Below are 20,756 nucleotides of genomic sequence, written 5' to 3' on the forward strand. Positions count from 1 at the left end.
AATTTAAATGTCCGTACCCAAGATGATTTTTTACATCTTCTGTATTATTTTTTACATTGCAGAGAAATTATTATGATAATGTGTTATTATAATGATGGAGGGAATTATATGAATGCTTCTGTTTCAATGCTTTTTTATTCCATAGTAAGTGCATTTTCAATTATTTATACTGCCTATTCCATTAATAAAAACATATCTCTAAGAAGAAAAAAAGAAGATTATCTTATTGTGCAGCTGAACAATAAATACAACTTTGCATGGTTATATTTGATTCTTGTGATCATTTGGATTACCATGTTCACTAAAGAAATCAGCAGTATGTACAATATGCTTAAGAGAGAATATTTAAACAGTATTTTTCAACTGTTCAATCCCATATATATAGAGAGCTTAAGCAATTACTTTTACGAAAATGACAAGATGATTGAATATTATGAAACGTTGCATTATCCAAATGACTTCATGAACAGTCTCTATATGATTATCGCTTCCGTATGTATTTTAATATTGGATATTAACAAAGAAAAAGTAAAAATCGCCCTATTTCAAGATGGCGTGCTCGTTAGAGACAAATTTTATAATAAGGATAAGCTACTCCAGTATGAGTGGGGCGGTGCCTATGAAAACAAAATGTTTTTTAAAGGGATATATTGCAACCTGGTGTTATACATGGACAGTATTTTTCAAAGCAACCGTGAACTTGCAGTAAGAGTGAATTATTCCGACAAGGATAAAATAGATAATATTTTAAAGTATACATACAACCTGAAATCAAAGGATAATGATGGTGATAAATGATAGACATTTCAGACAAAATTAAAACTATACTTGAGCAACTTCCTGAGCTTCCCGGTATCTACAAAATGATTGATCAAAGAGGAAACATTATATATATTGGAAAAAGCAAGAGCCTTAAAAAAAGAGTGAAAACTTATTTTGCAGATAATCCTAAGTGGGATAAAGTCAACAGAATGGTGCGACTCATTGACAACATTGAGTACGTGGTCACTGACACCCACTTGGAGGCAATGCTTCTGGAATGCAGTCTCATTAAATCCATACAGCCCATATTCAACTCTCAGATGAAAAATGACAAACGTTACGTCTATCTTAAAATAGAAGACTTCAACCGCCACAATTCCTTAAAGGTTACAAGCACAAGAGAAGAAAATTCCTTCGGACCTTTCAGGAACAAGTACATGCTGTATGATATCATGGATTCGTTAAAGAATCTGTACCCCATAATAAAATCAAATGACAGCTATGATTTTGAATACAACCTCTTTCCTGTTTCCATGAACAAGGAAATTTTTCAGGAGAATAAAAAATCATTGCTCCATTTGTTTTCTGACGAAAATAACTTTGATATTTTCATTAAAATTTTAAATCAAAAAATGCAGACAGAATCATCTCTGTGCAATTTCGAATCAGCAATAATGTACAGAAACATGATTCAAAACATGGAATATCTTAAAACAGCAATAAATAAATACAAAATCATCATGACTTCAAGCATATTTATAACAATACCGCTGAAAAATGGGTACAAGCTTTTTTTCATATCCGGTGGAAACATTGTTTTAAAAGAAAAATTATCTGAAACCAGCGAAATAAGTGATGAAACTAAAAATGACTTCATCAGGCGGGGAATGAAATCAACAGAAAATTTTTTAGCTGACATGGACGAAAAATCGCACATGGATTACAGGGACATTCTGTATTCTGAAATAATAAACCTTCCCGACGAATACAAGACTGTGGGGACGGACCTTTTAATTCAGTAATTTGAATTAAAAGGTCCGTCCCCGGAATTTATTGTGTTTTCTTTTTTTTGTTGTAGGTTCTTTTTCGAACTTTTTGTGTTTTGGCTGGCTTTGCAGCTTCAGCATGTGATTCCTGCTCTGTTGGATTGTGCTTTAATGACACCCACAGAGATGTTCCTTCTGCTCCCTTTGTATGCATATCCAGGAAGTCAAATTTCTTTAAAAATTTAGAAAGCTTTGTATCACCGTAATTTCTCACGTCAAAGTCAGGATATCTTTTTACAAGCCTGCTTCCTAATTCTCCTATGTTCATGCTTTGATCTTCATCGTCTATTTCATTAACCATTTTGATAATTGCCATCTTAATGGTGTTTATATCAGTCATGGTCTTGTCATTTTTGTCTGTACTGTTTTTAGATGCTTTTGAAGTTTTATCTGCCTGACTATCCCCTTCTGTCTTTGACCCATCGGTCCTTTGTCCTGAGGAATTGTCCGCAGCAATTTGATTTTCCGATTCTGCCAGCACATCCAGATATTTGAACTGATTGCATGAAGCAATAAATGGTTTTGGAGTCTTCCTTTCTCCCATTCCAACCACCAGCATGCCTGACTCTCTGAGCCTTGAGGACAGTTTTGTAAAATCGCTGTCGCTTGACACTATGCAAAATCCATCAACATTGCCGGAATACAAAATATCCATGGCATCAATAATCATGGCTGAATCCGTGGCATTCTTTCCTACAGTGTAGCCATACTGCTGTATTGGAGTAACAGAATTTTCAAGAAGGACATCTTTCCATGATGAAGTATTGGGCTTTGTCCAATCAGCGTAAATTCTCTTGTACGTTGCAACACCGTAATTTGTTATTTCGTCCAATATGTTTTTTATGTATTTTGCTGACACATTGTCCGCATCTATCAGCACTGCAAATCGTTTTTCTTCAACCATTGCATTCACTCTCCGATTTATGTTATATATATAATACTTCAATTAACATAATTTATCAACAAAAACAAATAATAAATGAATTGTAGATTAATTATTCTGATTCTGACTGTAATCATAATAAGAAATTACATTTTCATAAATAGTGCTTGACAAATCATTTTGTTGATAGTATTATTAGTTTGTAATCATTACAAATTAGAAATCAATATAAATCTAAAGAAGGTGTCATATGAAAATAATACTTGAAGATTTGTTGGAAGAACTTAAAAAAAATAATATACGTCTTTCACATCAAAGATTGAAGGTATTGGAATTCCTTGTTTTAAATCAATGTCACCCTACAGTTGACCAGATTTACAACGGACTTCACAAGGATGTTCCAACTCTGTCAAAAACAACTGTTTATAACACTTTAAACTCATTGACCAGTGCAAATCTTGTAAAAGTCATAAACATTGAGGACAATGAAACCAGATATGACATAAACACCTTTAATCACGGCCACTTCAAATGTCAGCAGTGCAAAGAAATTTTTGATTTTGGAATAAACATGGATTCAATAAACACTGATGATTTAAACGGCTTTAAAACAACTGATAAAAACGTGTATTTCAAGGGCTTATGCCCTAAATGTTCAAATGCTTAATCGCCGTAAGGCAGAATATAAAATAAAATTTATGGAGGATATTATGGAAGATAACAAAACACTTAAAAATTTAATGGATGGTTTCGCTGGAGAGTCACAGGCTAACAGAAAATACCTTGCATACGCAAAAAAAGCTGAAGCAGAAGGAAAAACTAATGCAGCTAAACTTTTCAGAGCAGCATCTGATGCAGAAGCATTGCACGCTCAAAAACATTTAGAAGTTGCAGGAAAAATCAAGACTACAGCTGACAACCTGGCAGATGCAGTTGCAGGAGAAACATTTGAATTTGAAAGCATGTATCCTGAATTCATTAAAGCAGCAGAAGCTGAAGGAAACAAAGCAGCAATTAATTCATTTACTTTTGCAATGAAAGCAGAAGAAGTTCACGCGAAATTATACAAGGAAGCTTTGGAAAATATAGACAATACAGAAGAAGTTACTTACTACTTATGTCCTGTATGTGGAAACATTGAAACATCTGTTCCTGATAAATGCAGCATCTGCGGCGTACCAGGCACAAAATTTATAAAGTACTAATCACCTAAACATAATAAATGTAATAATTAAACCGCTCATAATGAGCGATTAGATTGATGACAAGGTTATTAAATTAATTAATATTGGTAATTGTTGTGAACTTGAAATCTAAGTTCGTAGGGGAGAGCCTTGTGCTCTCCCGCAGATAACAAATTTTGAATTAATAGCCCCGGGAGGACACGAGGTCCTCCCCTACGGTTTGTCAATAGTCTGCCGCTCATAATGAGCGGTTTTTTTGTCTGAAATCATATTTCAGAATATTTATCCCTTTTTATAAAGTTTCATTGAATATTTTGTCGAATTAATGTAAAATTAATTGACTATTCAGATAGATTAATTTATATGAAGGGAGTGTATTCATGTTTACTATAGATAAATATGTTGTTGCCGAAAGTCTGGATCAGGCATATGAGCTTAATCAAAACAGGCGAAATGTTATAATCGGCGGAATGCTCTGGCTTAAAATGGGAAGAAAAAAAATAGGAACAGCTATTGACCTTTCTAATCTCAATCTTAATACAATTGAAGAAGATGACGACAGTTTTAAAATAGGAGCAATGTGCACGCTTAGAGATGTGGAAAATCACTTGGGATTGAACAGCTATTTCAACAATTTGCTTTCAAAATCAGTTGAACACATTGTGGGAGTTCAAATGCGCAATCTTGCAACAATAGGAGGAAGCATTTATTCCAGATTTGGCTTTTCTGATATTTTGACCGCACTATTGTCTCTTGATAGTTATGTTGAGCTTCACAAAGGAGGAATTGTTCCTTTAAAAAAATTTGTAGACATGCCTTACGACAATGATATTCTTGTAAGAATCATAATAAAGAAAGATGGAAGGTCATCGTGCTACAAAAGCCACCGCATGAGTTCTTCTGATTTTCCTGTTCTTGCCTGCGCAGTTTCAAACAAAGGAAATGAATGGTATGCTTCAGTGGGAGCGCGCCCTGGAAAAGCAGTTTTAAAACAGTTCACCTTAAGTGAAAAACCAAGCAATGAAGAAATAGACAAGGTTGCTCAAGATATAACCAAATTGATGACATTCGGAACAAACATGAGAGGAAGTACCAGGTATCGCAGGCTTCTTGCTGACGTTCTTATAAAAAGAAACATTGAAGAAATAATAGGAGGAAATCATGCAGATTAAATTATGGATTAACAACAAAGAATTTAATGATGATATAGCACCTGACATGCTGCTCCTTGATTTCATAAGATCAAAAGGGTTTTTAAGCGTGAAAAGAGGATGCGAGACATCTAACTGCGGATTGTGCACCGTCATGCTTGATAATAAGCCTGTACTTTCATGCTCTGCTCTTGCAGTGCGGGCAAACGAAAAACATGTCACAACAATTGAAGGTCTTGAAAAAGAAGCCTTGGAATTCGGTGGCTTTTTAGCCGATGAGGGAGCCGAACAATGCGGATTCTGCAGCCCTGGATTCATAATGAATGTACTTGCCATGAAAAATGAACTTATAAATCCTTCAGAAAGAGAAATCAAAAAATATCTGGAAGGGAATCTTTGCCGCTGTACCGGTTACATGGGACAGCTAAGAGCCATAAAAAAATATTTATCACGTGTAAAGGAGGGTTCTTATGAAAATAGTTAACAAAGGTGTCAGAAAAAAAGATGCTTTAGCACTGGTTACAGGAAAACCCGTTTACACAGATGATATAGCGCCAAATTGCCTGACTGTAAAGCTCTTAAGAAGTCCTCATGCTCATGCCATGATTGAAGATATCAGCACTGAGAAAGCAAAAAAAGTGCCCGGCATAGAATGCGTGCTCACATATGAAGATGTTCCCAAAACTAGGTTCACAACTGCAGGACAGACATACCCTGAGTTCAGTCCTTACGACAGGTCAATTCTTGACAAACATATACGATGTGTGGGAGATCCTGTTGCAATAGTTGCAGGATGGGATGAAAAATCCGTTGACAAGGCTATTGGATTGTTAAAGGTAAAATACAATGTTCTAGAGCCGATTCTTGACTTTAGAAAAGCAAAGGACAATAAAATAATTGTGCACCCCGAAGAAGATTTCAAGGCACTGGTTGATGTTGGAACAGACAAAGACAGAAACATATGTGCTTCGGAAGTTTTTGAATTTGGAAATGTTGAAGAAGAATTAAAAAAATGTTCTCAAATCATAGATGAAACATATCACACAAAGGCAAATCATCAGACTGCAATGGAAACATTCAGGACGTACACATACATGGATGCTTACGGCAGGCTTAACATTTTAAGCTCCACCCAGGTGCCTTTCCATATAAGACGTATAATGGCAAATGCTCTGGACATACCGAAATCAAAAATACGTGTTATTAAGCCTAGAATTGGCGGAGGCTTCGGCTCTAAACAATCTTCTGTCAGTGAAATGTTCCCTGCAGTTGTAACATGGATAACAGGAAAACCTGCAAAAATTGTGTTCTCAAGAAAAGAAAGCCTTACAAACGGAAGCCCGAGACATGAAAGTGAAATCAGAATACGCCTTGGGGCAGATGATGATGGAATGATAAAGGCTATACACATGGACACATTGTGGAATGCAGGAGCTTACGGTGACCATGGCCCTACAACAGTTGGTCTTGCCGGACACAAAGCCATGACTATCTATAACAGCGCTGCTGCATATAAGTTCAATTACGATGTGTTGTACACAAATACCATGGGCGGCGGTGCTTACAGAGGATATGGTGCAACACAGGGATTCTTTGCACTTGAATCAGCCATAAATGAGCTGGCAGCACGACTTAACATGGACCCCACAGAACTTAGAATGAAAAACATGCTCACCCAATCACAGGTTGGAAATAAAATGCCCACATACTACAATGAAGAGCTTAAAAGCTGCACATTGGACAAGTGTCTCTTAAGAGCTAAAGAAATGATAGGCTGGGATGAAAAGTACCCGTGCAAAGACATGGGAAACCATAAGGTAAGATCCGTTGGCGTTGCTGTATGCATGCAGGGTTCAGGTATTTCAAACGTTGATGTTGGAGCAGTGGAAATAAGGCTCAATGATGACGGCTTCTACACATTGATGATAGGCGCTACTGACATGGGAACGGGCTGCGACACCATTCTTTCACAGATAGCTGCAGAATGTCTTGAATGCGAACTGGACAACATTGCAGTAAACGGCGTTGATACAGATGTGTCTCCTTACGACACAGGATCCTATGCTTCAAGCACAACATACATTACAGGAATGGCTGTTATTAAAGCATGTGAAGCTCTTAAAAATAAAATACTTCATGAAGGAGCCAGACTTCTTAATCTTAATTCTGATGACGTTGAGTTTAACGGCAAGGAAGTGTTCTCCCTGAAAGAAAACAAGAGTATTTCATTAAAAGACATTGGAAATAACAGCCTTGTTGGATTCAACAACTATCTTACAGCCTCAGCATCTAACTATTCTCCTACATCACCTCCTCCATTCATGGCTGGAATTGTAGAAATCGAACTAGACAAGCTTACAGGCAAAGTGGACATAATTGATTATGCTGCAGTTGTTGACTGCGGAACTCCTATAAATCCAAACCTAGCAAGAGTCCAGACTGAAGGCGGATTAGTCCAGGGAATAGGAATGACGCTGTTTGAAGATATAATTTATGATGAGAATGGACGTATGATGAACGATTCATTTATGCAGTACAAAATTCCATCCAGAATAGATGCCGGCAACATAAGAGTTGAATTTGAATCAAGCTATGAACCCACAGGTCCGTTCGGGGCAAAATCCATAGGTGAAGTGGTTATAAACACTCCTGCACCTGCAATTGCAAATGCCATTTACAATGCAACAGCATTAAACTTCAGGGAACTTCCCATAACTGCTGAAAAAATAGCCTTGAAAATGCTTGAAAGAAATAATATTTAATATGCTGCTGCACGTTTGTGCAGCAGTTTTAAATTAAAAAAGTTGCTCCATGATGCAGCAACTTCAGGTGGATGACAAATAAACTTTCGACGTTGTCATTCTGAGGGCTTAGCCCGAAGAATCTCAGGTTTTCAATAAAGATGAGATTCTTCACTATCGTTCAGGATGACTGCGTCAGTGTTTGTCAATGGTCTGAGTTGCTCCATGTTGTGCAGCAACCTTCTAATTAGTTTTACCGTCACAGTATTAATTTCTTATCATTACTTCTTAAATATTACATTCCCACCTTTTATCACACAAGAAACATTAACATTATCATCAAGCAACAACATATCTGCATCCTTTCCGACTTCAATGCTTCCTTTGTTAACATGAACGCCTATAGCTCTTGCAGGTGATAAGCTGGCCATTTTTACTGCTTCATGTATAGGAACATTTAAAAATTTCACCATATTGTATACTGCTTTGTTTAAATTTAAAGTTGAGCCTGCCAGACTGCCATCTGACAAGCGAGCTTCGCCGTTAATTACCATTACCTTTTGTCCGCCTAATTCAAATTCGCCGTCTTTTAAACCTGCTGCCCGCATGGCATCTGAAACTAACACTGCTTTATCTGTTCCCTTTGCCTTTAATGCCAGTTTAATTGCAGCATCATGCAAATGGATTCTGTCACATATTAATTCACAACAAACTCTGTCATCTGTCAATGATGCTCCAACAATTCCAGGTTCTCTATGATTAAAACTTCTCATGCCATTATATAAATGGGTTGAAATTGTTGCACCATTATTTATGCCATTCATGGCTTCTTCATAAGTAGCATTGCTGTGTGCCATGGATACTGCAACATTTTTTTCCTTTAAATATCTGATTAACTCAAGTGCTCCGTCTTTTTCAGGCGCAATGGATACCATTTTTAATTTATTGTCTGATATTTTTATTAATTCTTTAATAAAAATAATATCCGGATCTCTTATAAATTTATCCGGCTGAGCTCCTTTTTTGCTATGGGAAAAAAATGGTCCTTCCAAATGAATTCCAAGTATTTGTGATGAATTTTCCTTATTTTCATAATTTGCAATGTTTTTTACAGCTTCAACAATATTCTCATATGACTGCGTTAAAACAGTTCCTAAATATGAAGTTACACCGTTTTGCAAATGATATTTACCTATGGAATCTATGGCTTCTATAGTTGAATCCATAAAATCATATCCTGAATTACCGTGGTTATGAATATCTATAAAACCTGGTGATAAGTATTGGCCTTTTCCATCTATAATTTCATCAAATTCAATATTTTGCATATTTTCCTGCAAATCAATTTTAGTAATTTTACCTTGTTTTACTAAAACTTCATATCCGATTAATACTTCAGAAGGAGTAATGATTTTAATGTTTCTAAGCAATATACTCATAGACAACCCACCTTTAGAAAATTGTAATCTTTTATGTTTTCAGCTGCTTCATTATCAAGTAAAATTGTTATATTATTGTGAAGCTGCAATATAGATGCCGGCAGTCTGGGATCTATTTTGCCGCTTATAGTTTTTGAAATAGCTTCAGCTTTTGATGAACCTGCTGCTATTAAAACTATTTTCTTAGCCGACAGTATTGTTTTTATTCCCATAGTTATGGCTTTTTTCGGAACATCTTCAATTTTATTAAAGAATCTTGAATTAATATTTATAGTATTTTGATGTAATTTAACTTCGTGTGTATGGGGTTCAAAATATTCAGCTGGTTCATTAAATCCTATATGTCCATTTTTGCCGATCCCCAGAAATAATATATCTATGAAACCAGCCTTTTTAATTTTATTTTCATAATTAAGACATTCTGATTCAATGCTGCTTGTCATCCCATTTGGAATATTAATGTTCGCCCAGTTAATGTCAATATGTGAGAACAGATTTTTTTCCATGAAAAAATAATAACTGTTTTTATCAGTCTTATTAAGACCAATATATTCGTCAAGATTAAATGTTTTAATATTTTTAAAAGATATATTATTTTTTTTGTATTCATTGACAACTATTTTGTACATCTCCAATGGAGTGCTGCCTGTAGGCAAGCCCAGCACTGCATTTTCTTTATTTTTAACTGTATTTAACAAATAGCCAGCTGCCAGGCTGCTTATTTCCTGATAGCTGTTTTTTATTATAACTTCCATTTTACCCTCTAACAGTCTTTGCATTAAGATATTTTTTTCCTAATTGAATTGCATCGATTACAAACCCTTCTGACTGCATCAAATAATCTTTAGCTTCATCTAAAGAACAATCCGTTTCATATATAACAATTGCTTCTTTTAAATTCCAATTTGTTTTTTCAAGAATTAATTTTGCTTCATCTTCATTTTCAACATTTGTTATATTTTTAAATATTCTTAACGCCCTTTGTCTTAATTTTGAATTTGATGCCTGCAAATCAACCATTAAATTTTTATACGTCTTTCCCAGCTTTATCATGGTTGTTGTGCTGATTATGTTAAGTATCATTTTTTGAGCTGTTCCTGATTTAAGCCTTGTTGAGCCTGATATAACTTCCGGCCCCACTATGACTTCAATGCTGACATCAGCAAGCTTTCCTGTTTCTGAATTTGGATTACAGGATATTGCAATTGCTTTAGCTCCAACAGCTTTAGCATACTTTATTGCACCTTTAACATATGGTGTTCTTCCGCTGGCTGCAACTCCTATCAATACATCATTAGAATTGAATTTCTCTTTTATTAAGTCATTGACACCGCTGTTTTCATCGTCTTCAATTCCTTCCACTGCATTTCTGAGGGCTATGTCACCACCTGCAATTAGGCCCTTAACCAACTCTGGATTTGTATTAAATGTAGGAGGACATTCTGAAGCATCTAATACTCCCAGTCTGCCGCTTGTTCCTGCTCCAACTATAATCAGTCTTCCATTGTTTCTTAAAGCTGATACTGTTATGTCAACGGCTTTAGTGATTTCGGGTATAACATTTTCTACAGCAAAAGCTACTTTTTTATCTTCGTTGTTTATAGCTTCTATTATTTCTCTTATGCTCATCTTATCTATGTTAGAGGTATTTTCGTTTAATTGTTCCGTTATCATACCATTTTCAATAATTGTCATTTATTTGCTCCTACATTTCTAAATTGATTCCTGTTTCTTTATTAAACATGTGAATTTTGTCCCATTTGAAAGATATGTTTATCTTATGGTCTGTTTTAATATCATAGCGTGTCTCGCTTCTTATAACGATTTTATTGTCATTAATTCTTGAATGTATTAACATTTCATTTCCCATTAACTCTGATACGTCAACATTTATTTCGTAGCTGTCTTGTAACTTGTCTGTGATTGAAATGCACTCAGGTCTTACACCAAGCGTTATTGGCTGTGATTTAATATTTTTTGATTTAAACTTTTCAACATATTCTTTTGATAAGTTTATTGTATGTCCATTAAATATAATAAAATAATTATCGTCTTCACAACTTAATTCTGCTTCAAAGAAATTCATTTGAGGAGTACCGATAAATCCTGCCACAAATACATTTGATGGATTTTCATATACATTTTGAGGTGTATCAACTTGATTAACAACTCCATCTTTCATTATTACTATTCTGTCTCCCAGTGTCATGGCTTCTGTCTGATCATGTGTTACATATATAAAAGTGGTGTTAAGTCTTTTATGAAGTTTTAATATTTCAGTTCTCATTTCATTTCTAAGCTTTGCATCCAGGTTTGACAATGGCTCATCCATTAAAAACACCTTTGGGTCTCTCACTATTGCTCTGCCTATGGCAACCCTTTGTCTTTGTCCACCTGAAAGTGCACGTGGCTTTCTTTTTAAATACTCTTCTATTCCTAATATCTTTGCAGCATTAATAACCCTGTCATTTATTTCTTCTTTGCTCATTTTTCTTATTTTCAAACCAAAAGCCATGTTATCATACACAGTCATATGCGGATACAAGGCATAGTTTTGAAATACCATGGCAATATCTCTGTCCTTAGGAGCAACATCATTAACTTTTCTATTTTCTATATACAGTTCTCCTTGGGTTATTTCTTCCAGCCCTGCTACCATTCGTAAAGTAGTAGTCTTGCCGCATCCTGATGGTCCGACTAAGACTATAAATTCCTTGTCTTGTATTTCCAGATTCAAATCTTCAACTGCTGTTACATCATGATCATATTTTTTATATATATTTTTTAATGTTATAGATGCCACGTTTTCCTCCTGGTTTCATATAGATTAAATACTGCTTCTGTTACCATTATGTCCTTATTAATAAACAGGCAATTTTTACTGTATTTTGAAACTTCATTTTTATATGATTCAAGTACAACAATGCTGTTATGAAATACTCCCCCATTTAAGCCAATTTTTATATTTTCGTCAGTTTTAAATTCCTTAATTGCTGATACAGTTGTTTCTGCTAAATATTTCCCTGCATCTTCTAAAAGTTTTACTGCAGCAGCATTATCTTTATCTGATAGATTTACAATTATATGAAACAGTGAAGCTACTGTTTTTTTGGGATTGTCATAAACAAACTTCTTAATCACCTTGGGTACAATTTCTGTAATTTCTTTTTGAGAATTTGGAAGACTGCCCCAAATTTCTCTAATGATCTTTGTACTTAATTCATCTAACTCAAGTCCGTTATCTATTTGTGCAGCTATTCTTTTAAGAGCTTCAACAGCAGTATGATAACCGCTTCCTTTATCTCCTAAAATATGGCCCCATCCTCCAATAACTTTTCCTTCATTATTTTTTTGAACATATACAGAAGCACCTGTTCCAGCTATTGCAATTATTCCATCTTCATTTTTCAAGTACGCTTTTGCTGTCATTTCAGCATCATTCAATATAATGTTGTCCAGCATAAATTTATCTTTTATGTAATTATGTAAAATTTCCTTAAAATCTCCGGTGTCGGCACCGGCCATTCCAACTGCTAAAAATCTGCATTCACCTTTTATACTTTCCAAACAGCTTTCAATCAACTTGCTTATATTGGCAATTGTTTGCTTGGCATCAACTGAAGGATTGCCGTATCCTCCGTTATTTTCAAATATTAAATTTTGTTCCAAGTCATATGCTGCAAGATGTGACTTAGTTCCTCCAGATTCTATACCGATTATATATTCCATATGTCTTCCCAGCTTTATTTTATAGATGTTAAAGCAATATTGTGTATATTTCTTCTTAAGCTTACTAATTTAGTATTATCTCGGGATGGGTGGATTCTGTTAGTTAAAAGTATGAAAGCTTTTTTGTTGACTAAATCCATGATTATTGAAGTTCCAGTAAAACCGCTGTGATATATTGTTCTGTCACCGGCAAAATCACACAATGCAGCATTCTTTCCCTTAACCCACCAGCCTAATCCTCTGTCGTCATTTAATCCTTCTGTATGTAATTTTGAAATCAATTTGATTGTTTGTTTGCTTAAAACTGTTTGTCCGTTAAACTCACCGTCATTTAAATACATTCTTGCAAAGTTCTTTAAATCACCGGCTGTTGAAAACAGTCCTGCATGTCCTGCAACTCCCCCAAGAACATATGATTTTTCATCATGTACCATACCTTTAATAATTTTATTGCGCATTTTACAAAATTCAGTTGGAACACAAAGCCCTTTTATTTCATCTTTTGGACTAAAGAATGTATCAGTCATATTAAGTTTATTAAATACATTTTCTTCTGCAAATTTTTCATAGGACCCTGTTAAGGCATCAATTATAAATCCCAACAAAATGAATCCAATATCTGAATACAACACCTGCTTTTCAAACCGTAGGTCATTTACTTTGTTGTTGAACACTGCATCAATTAATTGCTCCTTGTTCATTTCTTTGCAGTCTATATCAGCATCATGACCTGATGTATGAGTCAACAGATGTCTTATTGTTACCTTATTGTTTTTATATCTTGGCAATATGTCTGAAACCGGCGTATCCAGGTGCAAAACCCCTTGTTCCATCAGCATCATGATTGATGTTGTTGTTGAAATGACCTTGGTCAGTGAAGCTAAATCATATATGGCATTATCAATTAGATTTTCTTCAGTTGGTATTAGCTGTGATTTTCCAAAGCATTTCATGTATGAATCTTTTTCATCCATAAGAACAAACGCAGCTCCAGGAAAAGTTTGATTTTCGCACAAGCTAATAATGTAATTTTCTAAATATTCAACTCTTTCTTTAATAAACATAAATCTCTCCTTATTCCTTAAGGCCGCCAACCAGAAATCCTTTGGCAATTCTGTCCTGAAATATAATATATATTAAAATTGTAGGTAGTGTGGCTATTATTACTGCTGCAAACAAGACTGTCCACGTTGCGTTATATTGCTGCTGAACCTGCAATGATCTGAGTCCCACAGCCACTGTCTGAAGTTCTGGATTTGTAAGCAGTATGGATGGAAGGAAATAGTCATTCCAAATATTAATTGCAGTAATTATAGTAACTGCAATTGTTGCTTCTCTTGCCATGGGAAACATAACATTCCAGAACACCTTAAAATCGCTGGCTCCGTCAATAAATGCTGCTTCAGCATAACTCCACGATATTTTTTTAAAGAAAGAATAAAAAATTACCATGTTTGTTCCCATGCCGGTAGCATACATAACTATTAATCCGTATATATTAAATAAACCTGTGTCTTTTAAGAAAACATACAATGGAGCGAGTGTTCCTGATGTTGGTATTAAGAATCCAACTATTGCCATACCGTATATCAGCTTATTACCTCTAAATTTGTATTTTGCCAGTATATATGCTGTACCGGCTGAACAGATTACCTGAAGAACCGTACCAACAATTGTTAAAACAATACTTGTCTTAAAATATGAGAGCATGTTTGTTTCTTTAAGAGCCCTTGCATAATTTGTAAAATCAAACTTTGCAGGAAGACTCCATGTGCTGCTATAAAATTCAGAAACTGTTTTAAATGAATTAATTAAAACCCATATATAAGGGAAAATTAATGAAAATGCATATGAAAACAACAATACTTCAATTAATATTAGAACAGTCTTGCTAAATTTTCTTCCCAATTTATATCCTCCTTTAGCTCCATTCCTTTTCTCTTTTGTCCAGGAATTTTTTAATAATAGATACTGCAATGTAACCCAAAACAGCCATTGTTATTCCGGCTGCAGAGGCAAGGCCATAGCTTCCGCCACCTAATACTTCCTCAACAACTTTAAGTGCAATGGTTGATGTTCCGTATTGGCCGTTTGTCAATAATTGTGGATGGAGAAATACTCTGAATGCTGCTGTTGCACCTAAGATTGTAACAGTGCATATTGTTGGCCATACGCTTGGTATTATAATGTGAATGAATTCCTGCCAGTTTGTTATTCCATCTAACTCAGCTGATTCCAATATCTCTTTAGGTATTTTTGCAATTGCTCCGCTTAAAATCAGATTATTAAAACCGATACCTGCCCATACGCAATAAATAAATACATTTATTAGAGCTGTCTTGGGATCTCCCAGCCAGACCCTTGTAAGGTTCTCCATTCCAATTCTTGTTAAAAGCTCATTAACCAATCCTTGGTTTGGAGCCCAGGCAAATGACCAAACCATGGTCAATATAACTATTGATATAATATTGGGGATAAAAAGCACTGCATTAAAAAATCTATAAAAAGGAATTTTTTTAGACAGCACGTATGCCACAACCAATGATAAGGGAACTATAACCAAGACGTTCAATCCAAGCCATAAGAATGTATTCCTAAATGCTATTCCGTATGAAGCAGTATTATTTATTATCTTATTAAATAGTTCCATGTAGTTTTCTATACCGGCAAAACGCATTTTACCTGTAAATCTGTTTAATCTTTGAAATGAATAAGCTAAAGTCTGCAAGTTCATAAAAAGTGTGAAAATCAGCCAATGAGCAACAGGCCATGCCAGCATTAAAACAACAAATAATTTTGATTTGTTCAATTTATTTGATTTCACTTTAATTAACTTTTTATTTTTGTCTTTGTTTTCGATTTTTGAAATTTCGCTCAAAATCATCACCTCTCTGATAGCTATTTTAAACTCAAGGAACTCCTAATGAGCGTTCCATTATGGAGTTCCTTTATAATCAGATTATAAGCCTAAATCTGTTTTTACCCTATCATATTCTGTTGCAGCTTCATTTTTAAAGTCTTCTGCAGCCTTTTCAGGTGTTATTTCACCGGTTGAAATCTGAGTCAGATATGCATTTCCCAATGATTTAAACATTAAAGGGTTACTGCTTGCATCTGTATATTGATAATAAGCTTCATTAGTTATAACATCTTGGCATGTTTGAGTGAATTCACTTACTTCATCACTAAGTTCATAATTAAATGGTCTTAATCCTCCTGCAAGCTTAGCAAACTGTTCACATGATTCCGGGCTTAAGCTGAATAAAACAAATGCTTTTGCGACTTCAGGCACTTCAGTATTGTTATATATAGCCATGTAGTCTGGCATATTAATAAATGATACAGGCTTATCCACTTTTCCACCTTGTGGAACAGGAGCCATAGCAATTCTGTATCCCTGCGGCCATGCTTCTGACATTTCGTTTTCTAACCAGTACCCATTGAGTATCATAGCTACTTTGTTGTTAATGAACTCCATTTGAACCTGTGTATGATCTAGTGCAGTAGTTCCGCTCATTATGTAACCTTTGTCAAATAATTTCCTAAAGTTCTTGAATGATTCCAACACTGCTGTATCTCCATAAATATCAGCACTTGTTGGGTTTTTATATTCTCCAAAGAATTTTTCTTCGCCCATTGCTTGTAACTGCCATCCTCTAATGAACGGTCTTGTATAATTAGGAAATTTTCCTGGATAAGTCAAAGGTGCAATACCGGCAGATTTAATCTCTTCACATAAAGCTTCGAATTCTTCCCAAGTTTTTGGATATTCCCAACCATGTTCTTCAAACATATTTACATTGTAAACAACGCTCATAGGACCTGCTGACCAAGGAACAGAGTATTTTTTTATTCCGCCATTATCTTTTCCAAGGTCAAAGTAAAATTTATCTTTTGCTACATCAGTAATATACTCATCCAATGTCATATCAGTTCCCGGAACTTTTTCTTCATAAAGACTTGTTAAATCCATTACCAAACCCTGTGGTCCCCATTCTTCCCACATGCTACCGTTTGCCATATAAACATCCGGTGCATCTACTCCGCTTTCAATCATTGGTGTTAAAGTTTCTGTAAGGTTAGCATCTCCAACCAACTCCACTGTTACATTTGGATATTGTTTTTCAAATTCTGTTTTAAGCCAGTTCTGCCACTTGTTGCCGAAACCTGCTTCGAAAAATGTTACTTTCAGAGTTACTTCTTTATCTTGTGGAACGCTGGGAGCAGCTTCGTTTGATGCATTATTAGCTGCGTTGCTGTCTGCTGCTGTCCCTCCGCTGCTGCATCCTGCTAACAGCATTGCAGCTACTAGAGTAATTGATAATACCTTTGCAAACTTTTTCATTACTATTCCTCCATAATTATTTTTGAAAGCCAGATGCTTTCTGAATTAATTTGAAACATTTATTGAAATTTTATTTTAAATTAATTATAGTTTATTTGAAACATTATTTCAACAGTTTAATTTATAAATTTAACTTTTTTACAATAAAAAATAAATAAGATTTAGACTTGTTGTCGCAATCTTACTTATTTTAGCTTTAAACCGGAAATTATGCTGCCCGTTTCTATTATTTGTTTTGGAATATGATCGTAATTTTTCTTAATTAAACTCATGAATATGATGTCAATTAAGGTTAACTGCGATATTCTTGAAGATATGGCTCCTATTCTAAAACCCTGTTCTATATGTATTGTATTAATATTTATATCAGAAATATCAGCTATTGGATTTTTGCCGACATGAGTTATTGAAATTGTTTTAGCTCCTCTTTCTTTTGCCAGTTTCAGGCTGTTAAATGTTTCTTTAGTCTTGCCGCTATTGGAAATGGCAATTGCTATGTCATTTTTGTTTATGTAGGATGCTGAAACAAGCTGCAGATGGTAATCGCTGTGCAGACTGGTTTTCATATTTATTCTCACTAATTTATATTGAAAATCCAAAGCAACAACATAAGAACCACCAACACCAAACAAATGAATTGTATCTGCATTATTTATTGCATCTACAGCTTCATCTATTATTTCTGATTTAATAATGGATTCTGTATTTTTAACAGCATTTATATGAGCGTTAATTACTTTAGAAATAATTTTTTCTGTAGAATCATTTGTGGTGATTTGTTCATATATTTCTTTTTCTTGATTTAATTCTTTACTTAAATTTTTGGCTATAGCCATTTGAAATTCTTTAAAACCACTATATCCCAGCTTCTTTGAAAAACGAATTATTGCAGCGGGACTTGTATCAGATACACTTGCAAATTGTTGAACAGTCATTTCACATATTTCCAGCCTGTTATTTATTACATAGTCTGCTAATTTTTTATCATTTAAAGATAATGTAGGTTTTAAATTTTCTATAACATTTAATATATCCATTATTACGCTCCTAAAAACTTTGAGACATGACCGTAAATGTTTTGCCGTATAATATGAAATGAGCGTCAAAACGTATTGATACTCTAATCATACCATATTATTACAAAATAAACAATAAAGTATAGCGAACTCTCTCTATATTCTCTATTTAAATCCCTTTAATTCTCTTAAAAATCATCACGGCCTCCAGAACTCCTCCTCCAATGGCTCTTGCCTTGTCAGAAATTGAAAAACAATTTTCAAGCTGGTCCACTCTTGGGTCCACATCTCCGACCTTGAAATTTTCAGTCACATATGTGTTGTCTCTTAAAATTCCTCTGAGTATGCCGTCAATTTTTGCTTTTACTTCCTTACCGTCAACTATAGCTACAGTTTCTCCGCATTTAATTATATCACCGATGTTATGGGATGTCCTGAATGTTCCTTTGCACGGCGAATAAATTACCCGTTCCCATGTGTATCCTTCTATGCTTCCGGGTGTCTTTGTGTTAGGAGCTGCTTCACCTTCAAAAATAATTCTTCCAAGATTGTGTCCCCTGTTGCTTTCAATTACAGCATCAACATCTATTCCTGCTGTGAATCCGGGACCCACTGCAACAGTAACAGGAGCAAGATTCCTGCTCATGCCGGTATTTTTTTTTGCTATTATTGAATCAACTACAACATCCGGTTTCAATATGTTTATATAATATCCTTCAGGATCAACAGCTATCGGAACCTGGTCCTTTTCCCATGCACTGTATATTTCATCTGCATTTTCAGCCAATATGCAAACTGTATCCTCAAGAACTTTTATTCCGCTGTATACTGCTTCTGAGAAACATACCGTCCTTCTTATGGAAGTAGGCTGTTTTGTTTCAAGAATGAGCACCCTGAAACCGGATCTGTGAAGTTTCTGTACAACACCTGAAGCAATATCTCCTCCGCCTCTTACCAGGACAATATTTGATTTCATCTTTCCACCTTCTTACTGACATTTTCATAATCTTCAATGGTATCAATATCCAAGAATTCATATTCTCTGTCTGTGTCTACAAAGACTATTTTATCCTTATTATTAACTATGACAGCCTTTCCTCCATTGTCTTTGCTAAGCATTAAAAGTTCCTCCTTTAGCCAATGTGGAAAAATTACAGGATTCCTCATTTTATCTTTGCACCTGGGCACTATAATACAACAGGGATTTTTTTCAAAACTTTCAAGCATGAGCTTTACAGTTTCAACAGATACAAGCGGCTGATCTGCCACAAAAAACATGTACCCATCGGCTTCCTTTGATTTTTGAACGCCAAGAATTACAGACCGGCTCTGACCGTTCTCATACTCTGTATTTTTAACAGCATTAAATCCCAGAAGCCTGGACTTTTGCAGTATTTCCTCATCCTTTGCCACAACAGTCTTATCATAAAAATCGCATTTATTGATTGTGTCAAGTATGTATTCAAAAATTTGCCTGTCTTTTAATTTCATGAGGAGTTTATTTTTATTCATCCTTCTTGACATACCTGAAGCCATAACTATTGCGCTAACATTCATAATATACCCCTTCTTTCAATGAACCCGTGCAAATTTTAAAATCAAATGCATTCCCTGCAGCATTTGTTTTCAGGTATTCTGCAAGTTTTCGAGCTGTCTGTATCTTTTCACTGTCATCTGCCCTGTTAATGAACAAGTACAAACTTCCTCTTGAATTTTTAAATATTCCATCTGGGCTGGAACATATTCTTCCTACGGTTTCATTGTCTACAATCAAGCTTCCTTCAGTAAACTTAATGAAACCCTCGTAATTATATATATTGTCCTGTTTTATTTTTTCGCCCAGCATGTCAATGGGAAAAACACCAATTGTCTTTGTTGTTTTTCTTAGTATAGGAGGTTCATGGTCCTTCCATGCTTTGAGAGGCAGCATTTTTGAACCATCTGCCTCAATGAGCACAACATCAAAATCATCCATTACACTTTCAAGGTCTTCATCACTGATTCCAATCAGTTTTTTTTCTTCCTTAATGTACTTGCTGGAAATCACTGTTTCTCCCTCATGATTCTTCATTTTATCTCGAATGTAATCATCTATGCAAGGGTATATGAAATCATAATATTCTTTTGAAGGCATTAAAATTTTGGTGCTGGTGGTTATAAGCACCCTGCTCTTTTTCCTCAGTTCATTTCCAAGTGTAAACAGAAGAGATGTCTTCCCTCCTGTACCTGTAATTGAAACAACATCACCCTTTTTTATATCAAACAATTCCTTTAAAGTTTTCATAAATCCTCATTTTTAAACCATGAAGGCAGATACTGAAATCATTTTATTAATTATACAATTTATAATATTAAATATCAATGAATATAAAATGATATACGCGATTCTGGTTGATTTTCAAATAGAATGGTATTTTTAGAAGCTGAAATATTGTTCCTCTTTACAAAAAAGAGCAATGA

Annotated in this window: 21 protein-coding genes; 7 read left to right on the forward strand and 14 right to left on the reverse strand. The window is 34.8% G+C overall.

The annotated features are described in order from the left end of the window. The first annotated feature begins 108 nt into the window (after positions 1–108). Positions 109–798 (forward strand): hypothetical protein, encoded by a 690-nt coding sequence (locus LY60_RS09290; RefSeq protein ID WP_145082691.1) that lies wholly within the window; start codon positions 109–111, stop codon positions 796–798. Next, the gene (locus LY60_RS09295) at positions 795–1,784 is read left to right on the forward strand and encodes a GIY-YIG nuclease family protein (RefSeq protein ID WP_145082692.1); all 990 of its coding nucleotides are present in this window, start codon (positions 795–797) and stop codon (positions 1,782–1,784) included. The genes LY60_RS09290 and LY60_RS09295 overlap by 4 nt, the downstream gene beginning before the upstream one ends. Positions 1,785–1,812: 28 nt before the next feature. Here LY60_RS09295 and LY60_RS09300 read toward each other — a convergent pair whose 3' ends face one another. Further along, positions 1,813–2,712 (reverse strand): NYN domain-containing protein, encoded by a 900-nt coding sequence (locus LY60_RS09300; protein WP_145082694.1) that lies wholly within the window; start codon positions 2,710–2,712, stop codon positions 1,813–1,815. Between the two features lie 229 nt (positions 2,713–2,941). Here LY60_RS09300 and LY60_RS09305 point away from each other — a divergent pair, with 229 nt between their 5' ends. The 5 genes from LY60_RS09305 (at position 2,942) to LY60_RS09325 (ending at position 7,788) form a co-directional block, all read left to right on the forward strand. Continuing rightward, positions 2,942–3,358 (forward strand): Fur family transcriptional regulator, encoded by a 417-nt coding sequence (locus LY60_RS09305; protein WP_145082696.1) that lies wholly within the window; start codon positions 2,942–2,944, stop codon positions 3,356–3,358. Positions 3,359–3,401: 43 nt separating this feature from the next. Beyond that, positions 3,402–3,896: a rubrerythrin family protein gene (locus LY60_RS09310; RefSeq protein WP_145082698.1), complete on the forward strand. Its 495-nt coding sequence runs from the start codon at positions 3,402–3,404 to the stop codon at positions 3,894–3,896. A gap of 359 nt (positions 3,897–4,255) precedes the next feature. Further along, complete coding sequence (locus tag LY60_RS09315; RefSeq protein WP_145082700.1) at positions 4,256–5,047, forward strand: FAD binding domain-containing protein; 792 nt, start codon at positions 4,256–4,258, stop codon at positions 5,045–5,047. Then, positions 5,037–5,510 carry a (2Fe-2S)-binding protein gene (locus tag LY60_RS09320; RefSeq protein WP_145082702.1) on the forward strand — a complete coding sequence of 158 codons (474 nt, stop codon included), beginning with the start codon at positions 5,037–5,039 and terminating at the stop codon, positions 5,508–5,510. The genes LY60_RS09315 and LY60_RS09320 overlap by 11 nt, the downstream gene beginning before the upstream one ends. Beyond that, on the forward strand, positions 5,497–7,788 hold the full coding sequence (locus tag LY60_RS09325) for a xanthine dehydrogenase family protein molybdopterin-binding subunit (protein WP_145082704.1): 2,292 nt from the start codon (positions 5,497–5,499) through the stop codon (positions 7,786–7,788). Before LY60_RS09320 ends, LY60_RS09325 begins: the two co-directional genes overlap by 14 nt. A gap of 260 nt (positions 7,789–8,048) precedes the next feature. On the opposite strand, the gene nagA is transcribed toward LY60_RS09325, so the two are convergent. From nagA to yqeC, 13 genes are all read right to left on the reverse strand, one after another. After that, positions 8,049–9,206, reverse strand: coding sequence for an N-acetylglucosamine-6-phosphate deacetylase (gene nagA, locus LY60_RS09330; protein ID WP_145082706.1), 1,158 nt, complete (start codon positions 9,204–9,206; stop codon positions 8,049–8,051). Beyond that, complete coding sequence (nagB, locus tag LY60_RS09335) at positions 9,203–9,961, reverse strand: glucosamine-6-phosphate deaminase (protein ID WP_145082708.1); 759 nt, start codon at positions 9,959–9,961, stop codon at positions 9,203–9,205. Before nagB ends, nagA begins: the two co-directional genes overlap by 4 nt. Before the next feature lies 1 nt (position 9,962). Beyond that, positions 9,963–10,901 carry an N-acetylmuramic acid 6-phosphate etherase gene (gene murQ / locus LY60_RS09340; protein WP_145082710.1) on the reverse strand — a complete coding sequence of 313 codons (939 nt, stop codon included), beginning with the start codon at positions 10,899–10,901 and terminating at the stop codon, positions 9,963–9,965. Positions 10,902–10,911: 10 nt separating this feature from the next. Further along, positions 10,912–12,009 (reverse strand): ABC transporter ATP-binding protein, encoded by a 1,098-nt coding sequence (locus LY60_RS09345; protein ID WP_145082712.1) that lies wholly within the window; start codon positions 12,007–12,009, stop codon positions 10,912–10,914. Continuing rightward, the gene (locus tag LY60_RS09350; RefSeq protein WP_145082714.1) at positions 11,997–12,935 is read right to left on the reverse strand and encodes a BadF/BadG/BcrA/BcrD ATPase family protein; all 939 of its coding nucleotides are present in this window, start codon (positions 12,933–12,935) and stop codon (positions 11,997–11,999) included. Before LY60_RS09350 ends, LY60_RS09345 begins: the two co-directional genes overlap by 13 nt. Positions 12,936–12,949: 14 nt before the next feature. Next, entirely contained in the window at positions 12,950–13,999 is a 1,050-nt protein-coding gene (locus LY60_RS09355; protein ID WP_145082716.1) for a serine hydrolase domain-containing protein, read from the reverse strand. A gap of 10 nt (positions 14,000–14,009) precedes the next feature. Continuing rightward, positions 14,010–14,843, reverse strand: a complete 834-nt coding sequence (locus LY60_RS09360) for a carbohydrate ABC transporter permease (RefSeq protein ID WP_145082718.1) — start codon at positions 14,841–14,843, stop codon at positions 14,010–14,012. A 13-nt stretch (positions 14,844–14,856) separates the two neighbouring features. Next, positions 14,857–15,813 (reverse strand): carbohydrate ABC transporter permease, encoded by a 957-nt coding sequence (locus LY60_RS09365; protein WP_170226157.1) that lies wholly within the window; start codon positions 15,811–15,813, stop codon positions 14,857–14,859. A gap of 81 nt (positions 15,814–15,894) precedes the next feature. After that, complete coding sequence (locus LY60_RS09370; RefSeq protein ID WP_145082722.1) at positions 15,895–17,280, reverse strand: ABC transporter substrate-binding protein; 1,386 nt, start codon at positions 17,278–17,280, stop codon at positions 15,895–15,897. A gap of 185 nt (positions 17,281–17,465) precedes the next feature. Further along, positions 17,466–18,317: a MurR/RpiR family transcriptional regulator gene (locus LY60_RS09375; RefSeq protein ID WP_145082724.1), complete on the reverse strand. Its 852-nt coding sequence runs from the start codon at positions 18,315–18,317 to the stop codon at positions 17,466–17,468. Between the two features lie 148 nt (positions 18,318–18,465). Further along, complete coding sequence (gene yqeB, locus LY60_RS09380; protein WP_145082726.1) at positions 18,466–19,272, reverse strand: selenium-dependent molybdenum cofactor biosynthesis protein YqeB; 807 nt, start codon at positions 19,270–19,272, stop codon at positions 18,466–18,468. Further along, positions 19,269–19,853: a nucleotidyltransferase family protein gene (locus tag LY60_RS09385; protein WP_145082728.1), complete on the reverse strand. Its 585-nt coding sequence runs from the start codon at positions 19,851–19,853 to the stop codon at positions 19,269–19,271. Before LY60_RS09385 ends, yqeB begins: the two co-directional genes overlap by 4 nt. Then, entirely contained in the window at positions 19,843–20,580 is a 738-nt protein-coding gene (yqeC, locus tag LY60_RS09390; RefSeq protein WP_145082730.1) for a selenium cofactor biosynthesis protein YqeC, read from the reverse strand. The genes LY60_RS09385 and yqeC overlap by 11 nt, the downstream gene beginning before the upstream one ends. Positions 20,581–20,756 lie beyond the last annotated feature (176 nt).

The organism is Sedimentibacter saalensis (genome assembly GCF_007830175.1).
In the GTDB taxonomy this organism is placed as follows: domain Bacteria; phylum Bacillota; class Clostridia; order Tissierellales; family Sedimentibacteraceae; genus Sedimentibacter; species Sedimentibacter saalensis.